The 9,861-nt window shown below is 68.0% G+C and carries 8 protein-coding genes; 2 read left to right on the top strand and 6 right to left on the bottom strand.

Annotated features, from left to right (window positions below; genetic code table 11):
- The 5 genes from ACIQ6O_RS08300 to ACIQ6O_RS08280 form a co-directional block, all read right to left on the bottom strand.
- The coding region (locus ACIQ6O_RS08300) for a nitrilase-related carbon-nitrogen hydrolase (protein ID WP_396207312.1) at positions 1–554 on the bottom strand (554 nt) is incomplete at its 3' end.
- 35 nt (positions 555–589) lie between these two features.
- Positions 590–1,357: a TetR family transcriptional regulator gene (locus ACIQ6O_RS08295; protein ID WP_396207311.1), complete on the bottom strand. Its 768-nt coding sequence runs from the start codon at positions 1,355–1,357 to the stop codon at positions 590–592.
- A 94-nt stretch (positions 1,358–1,451) separates the two neighbouring features.
- Complete coding sequence (locus tag ACIQ6O_RS08290; protein ID WP_396207310.1) at positions 1,452–2,990, bottom strand: DUF4147 domain-containing protein; 1,539 nt, start codon at positions 2,988–2,990, stop codon at positions 1,452–1,454.
- A gap of 32 nt (positions 2,991–3,022) precedes the next feature.
- Positions 3,023–3,589, bottom strand: a complete 567-nt coding sequence (locus ACIQ6O_RS08285) for a peroxiredoxin family protein (RefSeq protein WP_396207309.1) — start codon at positions 3,587–3,589, stop codon at positions 3,023–3,025.
- 554 nt (positions 3,590–4,143) lie between these two features.
- Complete coding sequence (locus ACIQ6O_RS08280; RefSeq protein WP_396207308.1) at positions 4,144–5,019, bottom strand: diacylglycerol/lipid kinase family protein; 876 nt, start codon at positions 5,017–5,019, stop codon at positions 4,144–4,146.
- 200 nt (positions 5,020–5,219) lie between these two features.
- Here ACIQ6O_RS08280 and ACIQ6O_RS08275 point away from each other — a divergent pair, with 200 nt between their 5' ends.
- Positions 5,220–6,059: a hypothetical protein gene (locus ACIQ6O_RS08275; protein WP_396207307.1), complete on the top strand. Its 840-nt coding sequence runs from the start codon at positions 5,220–5,222 to the stop codon at positions 6,057–6,059.
- A 91-nt stretch (positions 6,060–6,150) separates the two neighbouring features.
- A complete protein-coding gene (locus ACIQ6O_RS08270) occupies positions 6,151–6,690 on the top strand; it encodes a peroxiredoxin (RefSeq protein WP_396207306.1) in 540 nt (179 codons plus the stop codon).
- 356 nt (positions 6,691–7,046) lie between these two features.
- Here ACIQ6O_RS08270 and acnA read toward each other — a convergent pair whose 3' ends face one another.
- Positions 7,047–9,731 (bottom strand): aconitate hydratase AcnA, encoded by a 2,685-nt coding sequence (gene acnA / locus ACIQ6O_RS08265; RefSeq protein WP_396207305.1) that lies wholly within the window; start codon positions 9,729–9,731, stop codon positions 7,047–7,049.
- Positions 9,732–9,861: the final 130 nt, after the last annotated feature.

Here is a 9,861-nt window from a genome sequence, read left to right as displayed (position 1 = left end):
TGCGCGCCGAGCAGTGCGGTGATGCGCGCGCCTTCGGGATACCACTGATCCCAGCAGATGAGCACCCCGATGTCGGCGTACTTGGTGCGCCACACGCGGAAGCCGTTGAAGCCCGGGTGCTTGTCGGCACGCTGGTCGCCCGTCACGTCGCCCGGCGCGAAGTAGTACTTCTCTTCGAAGAGCGGGTCGTGCGGGATGTGCATCTTGCGATACGTGCCCAGCACGCTGCCGTCGGCATCGATCACCGTGGCCGAGTTGCGGTAGAGCCCCGGGGCTTCCCTTTCGTAGTACGGCACCACGATGACGACCGCGAGTTCCTTCGCGAGCACCTGAAAGGTGTGCACGATGGGCCCGTCGGTGGCCTGCGCGATGTCGAAGCGCTCCGGCTTGACCGACTTGCAGAAGTACGGGGCGTTGAAGAGCTCCTGCAGGCAGATGATCTGGGCGCCCTTGGCGGCCGCGTCGCGTACCCGCGCCACAGCCTTGGTGACGTTCGCCTCCAGATCATCGGACGCCGTGTCCTGCACGATTCCGATGGTGACGATGTTGGCCATGCGGGGAATTTAGCGGGTCCGGGAACCCAGAGGGGCTACGGCGTCGCCCGTTTCCTGGCCCGGCCTGTCGGCACCGGCTCCAGCAGCGGCTGGAGATACGCGATCAGCATGCGCCGCAGATCATCCACGAGCGGCTTCTTGTCGGCGGTCTGCGCCCGGGCGCGGATGGCGAGCACCGACTGGCCGATGCTGGCCGCCACAAGCGCCGCGCGGCGCCGTTCGCGGGTGGCAAGCCGCGGGTTGCGGGAGGCAAAGAGCACGTCGAGCCGGTCGACGAACGACTCGAACAGCTGCGCCCGCAGTCGGGCCGGGGCGGATCGGGTATCGTCGACGGGGCCGTCGTGACTCGCGAAGACGCGCCGGAAGGCCGGGTTGCGGTCGTGAAACTCGGCGAGCGGCCGGACGATGCGGTCGATGAGCCGCTCGAGCGGCACGTCATGCGTGTCGAGGGGGAAGGCGCGCTCGTGAATGGCGCGCATCTCGTCGGCGTAGCGGAGTGCCAGCGCGGCCAGGACGGCGTCGCGGTTGGGGAAGAACTGGTACAGCGACCCCTTGGCCGTGCGCGCCTGGGCGGCGATGGCCTCGGCGGTGGCCGCCTCGAGTCCCTGCTCGGCGATCACCGTGGCGGCGGCGTCGAGCAGCAGCTCCACGCGTTTCTGGCCGCGTGACTGCCGCGGTCGCCGTCGAAAGGCGTCGGTGTCGCGTCCAGTCGGCGGCTCCGACGTCACACTCACCTCAGCGGCGGGCGCGGGGGCGTCGACCGGGGTGACCGGTGCGGGAGACGTAGGGCGACGGGGGGACATGCGTCACGTTACGCCGCTCGGCGGCCGATGACAACATGACGGGCGCCGTTGGTGCGCTGCCGCCGAGGCGTGCCGAAGACATCCCCAGCGACCGTCAGCCGCGCACCAGCACCGCCACCACGTCCATGACGTTGGTGCCCGTGGGGCCGGTGCGCACCAGCGCCTCGGCGGCGTCCAGCGAGTACCACGACCGCCCGGTCATCAGGTCTTCTTCGGGGGCCCGCATCGCGCGTCGCGCGAGCGCCGGCACGGCCGCATCGACGATCGCCCCCGCCGCATCGGTGGGCCCGTCTCGGCCGTCGGTGCCCGCGGCCAGGACCATGACGCGCCATGCGTGGCGATCGCCGCGCATCGCCGCCTGTTCGAGGGCGAGGGCCGCGGAAAGCGCGAGCACTTGCATACGCCCGCCACGCAGCGGTTCGTCGGCGACCACCGGTCCGCGCGGCGGGGTCGCCCGGTCGATATCCACCGGTGACCAGTCGGCTACGGCCCGGCTCGCGTCTTCGGCGCGCCGGGCGTCGTCCTCCTCACTGGCCTGCAGCGCGCGGTCGATCGTGTCGCGCAGGTGCACGACCGGCTCGCCGCCGCACACGAGTAGTGCCGATTCTCCCGCGGGCAGCGCCCGCGCAACCGTGAGCGCTCGGCGTGCGAGATAGTCGCCGAGGGTGGCGGCCTCACCTTCGAGCGGCTGTGATTCCACTTGCACGGTCGTGATCTCCTCATGCCGCGCGGCATCCGCGAGCGCGCTCACCGCATCGGCGTTGCGGGCCACGAGCGTGTAGTGCACGCGCGAGAACGCGTCGTGCGTGGCGGAAGCCACCGCGGGTGGAGCGCCGCGCCCTGCGAGCCCGAGCACCTGCGCCATCGAGAGCTGGAGTCGTGAGCGCATGTCGTGCGCATCGAGCAGCGCGAGGAACGTGGCGTCGTCGAGCGGGTCGGGAGAGCAGGGGCCCGAGCCGATCACGCTCGGATCGTCACCGATGACATCGCTGATGGCGAACGTGGCGATGGTGCGCGCGCCGTGTGCGGCGAGCGACGTGGCGAGACGCCCGGCGCCGAAGCGCAGCACGCGCCGGCGGATGGCGTTCATCTCGTGAATCGCGAGCCCGCTTTCAAGCAGGGTCTGCGCGAGATTGGCGAGCACTGCCTGCGCCGCCTCGGCCGAGCCCACGGCCTGCGACAAGGCGGGAGTGGGCGCTGCGCAGAGTGCCGTGGTGCCGCCCGATACCAGCACGATGGCGATGGCGTCGGGCTCCATACCGTGGAGCACGTCTTCGATCGCTTCGGCAGCGGCGAGTGACCCTGGACCCGGCACCGGATGGTCGCCTTGCACGACCTTCAGCACATCGGACACCGGCAAGTCGTGCCAGTCGCGTGTGGTGGGCTCATGCGCACACACCACCACGCCACCGGCAATGTGCGTGCGCTGTTCGGTGAGCGCCGCGAACGCGCCGGCCGCCATGGCCGGTGCGGCCTTGCCGAGGGCGAACAGATAGACCGGCACGTCGAGGGCCGGCGGCAGTGATTGCGCCTGCCACCACGAATGCACGGCCTCTCTCGTCCGCGCAAACGGCGCCGCGCCCTGCACCGCGGCCTCGTGCAGGGCCGCGAGCAGGGCGCGGGGATTGGACAACGATGTCACGAACAGCGCGGACGCGATACGGTTTACTTGGTACCGGCGGCCTTGGTAATGGCGCTACCGAGGTCCGTGTAGGCGTCGGCGGACATCTGGTTGAACGGCGTGGTGATGTAGGCGATGCGCCCCTGCGGGTCGATCACGTACAGGTGACGCTTGTGCCAGCCGGTGCCCGCATTGGCACCGTAGGCCACGCCCACCTTGCGCTCGGTGTCGGCGGCAAAGTGGAACGGAAACTTCGCGTCCTTCGCCCACGAGATGAGGGAGGTGTCGGCATCGATGCTCACGCCCACGAGCGTGACCTTCTTGCCACCCTTGAACACGTCGGCGTACTTGTCGCGATACGACTCCATCTGCACGGTGCAGCCGCTGGTGCGCGCCTTGGGGAAAAACGCGAGCACGACGGTCTCGCCCTTGTGCTCGGAGAGCTTGAAGGGCTTCGCATCGACGCCCTTGGCGGTCACGGCAGTGACGGTGAAGTCGGGCGCCATGTCGCCCACCTTGAGCGCACTCTGGGCGCCGGCGAACGCAGGCACGGTGGCGATGGCGGCGGCGAGGACGGCCACGCGCGAAACGACACGCGAACGGAAGGACATCGGGGCTCCTGAGGTTGGATCTGGCCGGAAGGGAACAGCGGGAAGGCTACCGCCGCGGGGCGGCATTTGTCCACGTGGGGGAACTACGGAGGTGTCCCAGGAAACGACACCCTGGTGACCACTGCGGAGGACAACGGGTGGCCGGAATGGACGGTTTCCGCTGAAAACCCGGGGGAAACGGTCGCGGCCGGCGTGGCATGGCTCATGCACCTGGTTGACGTAGAGACGGGCAGGGCGCAGGGGACTGACCGGCAACTTTCCAAGAGGTTGTGGTGTCAGAAGAGTTGCAGGGGGGTACAGCAGCAGGTCCGACCGCTTCGTGGAGGGGGCGCCGGATAACGACAGACCCGGTACGACCAAACGCGTGGGGGCGTGGTCGTACCGGGTCTGTTCCTTTTGGGAGCTCCGAGACGTGAGATTGAGCATCGAGACGTTCAGTGGGAGAAGTGCGCCCGGATAGAAGTGAGAGCCGAGCGTTCTCGAATTGAGAAGTGAGGGGTTGGTCGCCTCGCGCCTCGTTTCTCCCGGTGGAGTCTCGGGTCTCCCGTCTCCGTTTACGCGATCACGCAGAGGGCGTTCGCTCTCACGCGCACGACGATCTCCCTTGTCTTCGCTACGTACCGTTCCCCATCCGCTTCGAACGTGAGCGGCTGGGCGCTCGTGATCGTCCACGCGCTCCCGCGTTCGTGGGTGACGTGCGGATGTCCGAGGTGCGTGCCGCGAATCGCCCGCAGAAACACCGCGGGGCGGCTCATCGGTGCGAGCGCGTCGATGTCCACGAGTTCCAGCGCGCCGTCGTCGAGCCGCGCCTGCGGTGCAATACGAAAGGTGCCGCCGAAGGTGGCGCCATTGGCGAACACGGTGAGCAGATGCGTCGTTGACGACGGACGGCCGTCGCGCTGCGCCCACTGTGCGGCGTAGCCCCCGTAGCCGAGCAGGGCCCGGAGCGCTGTGACGACGTAGGCTGCAGTGCCACGCAGTCGCGTCACGCGCTGCATGCGCTCGAGGACTTCCACGTCGAAGCCGAGCCCGGCGGCGTTCACGAACGGAATGCCATCGATCTCCCCCACGTCCACGAGGCGTGTGACGCCGGCAGCGATGCGTGCCGTCATCGCCTCGGCATCATGCGATGGCGTCCCCAGCGATTTCACGAAATCGTTGCCGGTCCCGGCCGCGAAGATGGCGAGGGGGACCGCCGTTGCCGTCTCCGTGGTCGCGTCGAGCAATCCGCGCACGACATGATGCACCGACCCGTCACCGCCGACGACGGCCACGGTGCGCGCGCCGGCCGCGACGGCCTCGCTGGCGCATCGACGCTCATCCCCGGCGCTCACCGTTTCGAAGCGACGTACGTCGCCAATGCCGGACAACGCCCGCTCCACCACGGCAGCGCGCGAGCGGGCACGGCCACGGCCGGCACAGGGATTCACGATGAGGGCAATCAATGGATTTCGCTGGATGAGTCCGGGTCGTGTGATCGTGACAGGGCGCGCCACCGGCGCCACGCGTCGCAAGCCAAACGTGCGCCAGATCACAGATATCCGCACCCGTCCTCGTGAACTTATGCGCCGTACAGCAGGTCGCACCGCGGTGCGCCGATTATCCCTTTCACTGGTAGGGAGAACGTCTCATGAAGTGGATGCCCTCGTTGTCGTCGCTGGTCCTCTCCGCCACCGCGGTGCTCCTTGTCGCCTGCGGTGAGGGGACCGGGCCAAACGCGTCGGGCCAGGTCGGGGTCGGGTTCCGCCTCGTGGCCGCGCCGGCGACTTCGGCCACCGTGCAGTCGGCCTCCGGATCCGGCACCGGCGCGAGCAGCGCTGCTGGACAGGTCACGTCGGCCGCAACGGCGACCGGCTTCAGCATCAAGAGCGGCGCTGACGAGATCCTCATCACCAAGGCGCAGGTGGTGGTGAAAAACGTGAAGCTCAAGTCGGTGGCGGCCGTCTGCGCCAACGACGATGACGATGACATGGATGGTGACGACGAGGACGATTGCCCCACGATTCGGGTCGGGCCCTTCCTCGTAAATGTTCCGGTGAACGGGACCGACGGCGGCCGCGTGGCGGTGCCGGTCCCGGCCGGGAGCTACTCGGCCATCCGCTTCGAGATCCACAAAGTGTCGAGCAGCGATTCGACGGACCGGGCGTTCCGCTTGGCGAACCCCGACTTCCGCGAGATCAGCGTACGGCTCGAGGGCACGTACAACGCGAAGCCGTTCGTCTTCACGCACGATGTGAACGCGAAGCTCGATGTGCCGCTCACCAAGCCGGTGGAGATCGGTGCCGCGGGGGACAACGTGACGGTCACGATCGACATGTCCTCGTGGTTCACGAAGCCCGCGGGCGGGCTCTACAATCCGGCCGAGGGGAACGTGTCCGGTATGGTGCGCGCCAAGATCCAGAACAACATCCGGGCGGCGTTCCGGGCGTTCCGCGACAAGGATCGCGACGGCAAGGACGACGACGACTGAGTGGCGGGCGGGAACCGCGGGCGCCTCGCTGTCGCTCGTCGCATACGGGGCCGTTACCCGTTACCCGAACTCACGACCCGGAACTGATCCGTTGCTCCGCGCTCTCTGCTCACTGGTCCTGCTCGCCGTATTCACCACGACGGCGCGCGCCCAAACGCTCAAGGTCGGCGACGCCGCCCCCGACTTCACCGTCACCACGGTGACGAAGTCGGGCGTGGAGACGACCCCGTTCAAGCTCGCCGATCATCGCGGTGAAGTGGTGATCCTCGCCTTCTTCCCGCAGGCGGGTACGCCGGGCTGTACCACGCAGATGGAAGCCTATCGCGACCGGTACGCGGCGCTGTTCAAGGGTGGGCAGAAGGTGACGCTCGTGGGGGTCAGCACCGATGACATCGATGATCTCACCGGCTGGGCCCGTAAGAAGAACTTCCCGTTCCGCTTCGCGGCCGACGAAAACAAGAGCGTGGGAAAGGCCTACGGCGCGAGCGGCATGCTCTGGCACAAGCGCCATCTCTTCGTGATCGATCCGCAGGGGCGCATTGTCTACATCGCGCGCCCGTTCAACCAGATGTCCGAGGACGCGTACACGGCACTCGGCGCGGCTGTCGCGGCGGCGTCGGGCAGCCGGTAACGACGGGGCGCGCGCGACACGCCCGGCTGGCTCCCGCACACCCCGTTCGCTGCTCTCTTCGGGGGTGGCCGTGCGCGCTCCGCGCGCCGGCGTCACCCCCTCAGGGATCCGCTCACGGGGCGGCGGGGCCGCCGGGCTGCATCATTGCAAACCTCGCGCCTCAGCTCACAGCGCGCGGCGAAGCCACGCGCGCCGGTCTCTCGCGAGCAGTACGCGCGAAAAAGCCCCGGTGGACGACGGCCCCGGAGAGCGAATCCCTGCGGGGGTGACGCCGGCGCACGTCAGTGCGCACGGCCACCCCCGAAGTGCATTCGCGACCGGGGCCGTCGTCCGCCGGGGCGGATCCTACACCAAACTCAGCGCGAGACGAGCGACCGCAGCACGTACGGCAGAATGCCGCCGTTCTTGTAGTACTGCATCTCTTCCGGCGTATCGATGCGGCAGCGCACGCTGAACGACTTCACCGAGCCATCCGTCGCCGTCGCCTGCACCGTGAGCGTCGCGCGCGGCGTGAGCGACTCGTCGAGCCCCACAATTTCGTAGGTCTCGAAGCCCGTCAGGCCGAGGCTCTGACGCGTCTCACCGTTCACGAATTCGCACGGCAGCACACCCATGCCCACCAGGTTGCTGCGGTGAATGCGCTCGAAGCTTTCCGCGATCACCGCGCGCACGCCGAGCAGCATCGTGCCCTTGGCCGCCCAGTCACGCGACGAGCCCGTACCGTACTCCTTGCCCGCGATGACGATCTGCGGTACACCCGCCGCCTGACGCGCCATTGACACGTCGTAGATCGCTTCCGGCTCGGCGCCCGGCGCGGTGGCCGTCCACCAGCCTTCCTTGCCACCCGTGAGCTCGTTCTTGAGGCGGATGTTCGCGAACGTACCGCGCATCATCACCTCGTGATTGCCACGACGCGCGCCGTAGGAGTTGAAATCCTTCTTCTCCACGCCGAGCGAGGTGAGATACTTGCCCGCCGGGCTCGCCGCCGCAATGGAGCCGGCCGGGGAGATGTGGTCGGTCGTGATGGAATCACCGAACATGCCCAGCACCTTGGCGCCGGTGATCGGGCGGATGCCCGGCGGCGTCATCGTCATGCCTTCGAAGTACGGCGGGTTCTTCACGTAGGTGCTGCTGCCGTCCCACGCGTACTGGTCGCCCGTGGGCGCCGCGATCTGCTGCCAGTACTTGTCGCCCTTGAACACGTCGGCGTACTGCGTGGTGAACTGCTCGCGCTTCACGCTCTCGAGGATCGTGTGCTCCACTTCCTGCGGGCTCGGCCAGATGTCGCGCAGGAACACCGGACCATCCGTGCCCATGCCCAGCGGCTCGGTGGCCATGTCGATGTCCATGCGGCCGGCGAGTGCGTACGCCACCACGAGCGGCGGCGACGCGAGGTAGTTGAAGCGCGTCTGCGGATTCACGCGCCCTTCGAAGTTGCGGTTGCCCGAGAGCACCGCCGCCACGTTGAGCTTGCCCGCGTCGATCGCTTCCGAAATCTCCGTCGGCAGCGGACCCGAATTACCGATGCACGTCGTGCAGCCGTAGCCCACCACGTTGAAGCCCAGCGCGTCGAGCGCGCCCATGAGCTCCGCCTTGTGGAAGTACTCGGTGGCCACCTTGGAGCCCGGCGCCAGCGACGTCTTCACCCACGGCTTGGTGGTGAGCCCCTTCGCGACGGCCTTCTTCGCGAGCAGGCCGGCCGCGAGCATCACGCTCGGGTTGCTCGTGTTCGTGCAGCTCGTGATGGCCGCAATCACCACTGCGCCATCGGTCAGGTCGAACGTCGCACCCTTGTACGTCACCGACTGCGCGGCGCCGGCCCCCGTGGCCGCGTGCTGCGCCGCGAGCGCTTCGGCGTACTTGGCCTTGCTCTCGGTGAGGGCCACGCGATCCTGCGGACGCTTCGGGCCCGCGAGGCTCGGCACCACCGTGCTCAGGTCGAGTTCGAGCGTGTCGGTGAAGACCGGGTCGGGCGTCTCATCGGTACGGAAGAGCCCCTGCGCCTTCGTGTACGCTTCCACCAGCGCCACCTGCTCGTCGCTGCGTCCGGAGAGACGCAGGTACTTGAGCGTCTCGGCGTCCACCGGGAAGAAGCCCATCGTCGCGCCGTACTCGGGCGCCATGTTGGCGATGGTGGCGCGGTCGGCGAGCGCGAGGCTCGAGAGACCGGGGCCGTAGAACTCGACGAACTTGCCCACCACCTTCTTCTTGCGAAGCATCTCGGTGCAGGTGAGCACCAGGTCGGTCGCCGTGGCGCCTTCCGGCAGCTTGCCATGCAGCTTGAAGCCAATCACTTCGGGGATGAGCATGCTCACCGGCTGGCCCAGCATCGCCGCTTCGGCTTCGATGCCGCCCACACCCCAGCCCAGCACCCCGAGACCGTTGATCATCGTGGTGTGCGAGTCGGTGCCAACAAGCGAATCACAGTAGGCGAGCGTCTCGCCGTTCTCGGCAGCGGTGAACACCACCTGCGCGAGGTACTCGAGATTCACCTGATGGCAGATGCCCGTGCCCGGCGGTACCGCGCGGAAGTTGCGCAGCGCCGTCTGTCCCCACTTGAGGAACTGGTAGCGCTCGCCGTTACGCTCGAACTCGAGTTCGGTGTTGAGCAGCAGCGCCGCTTCGGTGCCGTACTCGTCCACCTGCACCGAGTGGTCAATGACGAGATCGACCGGCTGCAGCGGATTGATGCGCGTGGGGTCGCCGCCGAGGGCCACCATGGCGTCGCGCATCGCGGCAAGGTCTACCACGCAGGGCACGCCGGTGAAGTCCTGCAGGAGCACACGTGCCGTGCGGAAGGCGATTTCCTTGTCGACGGGCGCTTTCACGTCCCAGCGGGCCAACGCTTCGACATCGGCCTTCTTCACGAAGGCGTTGTCCTCTCCGCGCAGGAGGTTCTCGAGGAGCACACGCAGCGAGAACGGCAGCGTGCGGGCGGTGCTTCCGGTGAGGCCGTCAAGGGTGTCGAGACGGAAGTACGCATACTGACGGTCGCCCACCTGCAGGGTGGTGCGGCTGCCGAACGAATTGGGATGCGACATGACGGGGAGTGTCCTGCGCGCACCGACCCCACGGGTGGCCACGCGCGTCCGGAACGGAGCCACTCATCGCGCCGTAACACCCTCCTTCGCGGGTGCCCGGTACCGACGAGGCTAAGAGGGAATATCGGTG

This window comes from Gemmatimonas sp. (assembly GCF_044345575.1).
Lineage (GTDB): Bacteria > Gemmatimonadota > Gemmatimonadetes > Gemmatimonadales > Gemmatimonadaceae > Gemmatimonas.
Note: the sequence above shows the minus strand (reverse complement) of the source record. Positions and strands in the feature narration are given on the sequence as shown.

What these genes read in the sequence shown, in the direction of transcription:
- ACIQ6O_RS08295 (WP_396207311.1), bottom strand. Translation starts at nt 1,357, where the DNA reads ATGTCCCCCCGTCGCCCTACGTCTCCCGCACCGGTCACCCCGGTCGAC.
- ACIQ6O_RS08285 (WP_396207309.1), bottom strand. Translation starts at nt 3,589, where the DNA reads ATGTCCTTCCGTTCGCGTGTCGTTTCGCGCGTGGCCGTCCTCGCCGCC.
- ACIQ6O_RS08275 (WP_396207307.1), top strand. Translation starts at nt 5,220, where the DNA reads ATGAAGTGGATGCCCTCGTTGTCGTCGCTGGTCCTCTCCGCCACCGCG.
- acnA (WP_396207305.1), bottom strand. Translation starts at nt 9,731, where the DNA reads ATGTCGCATCCCAATTCGTTCGGCAGCCGCACCACCCTGCAGGTGGGC.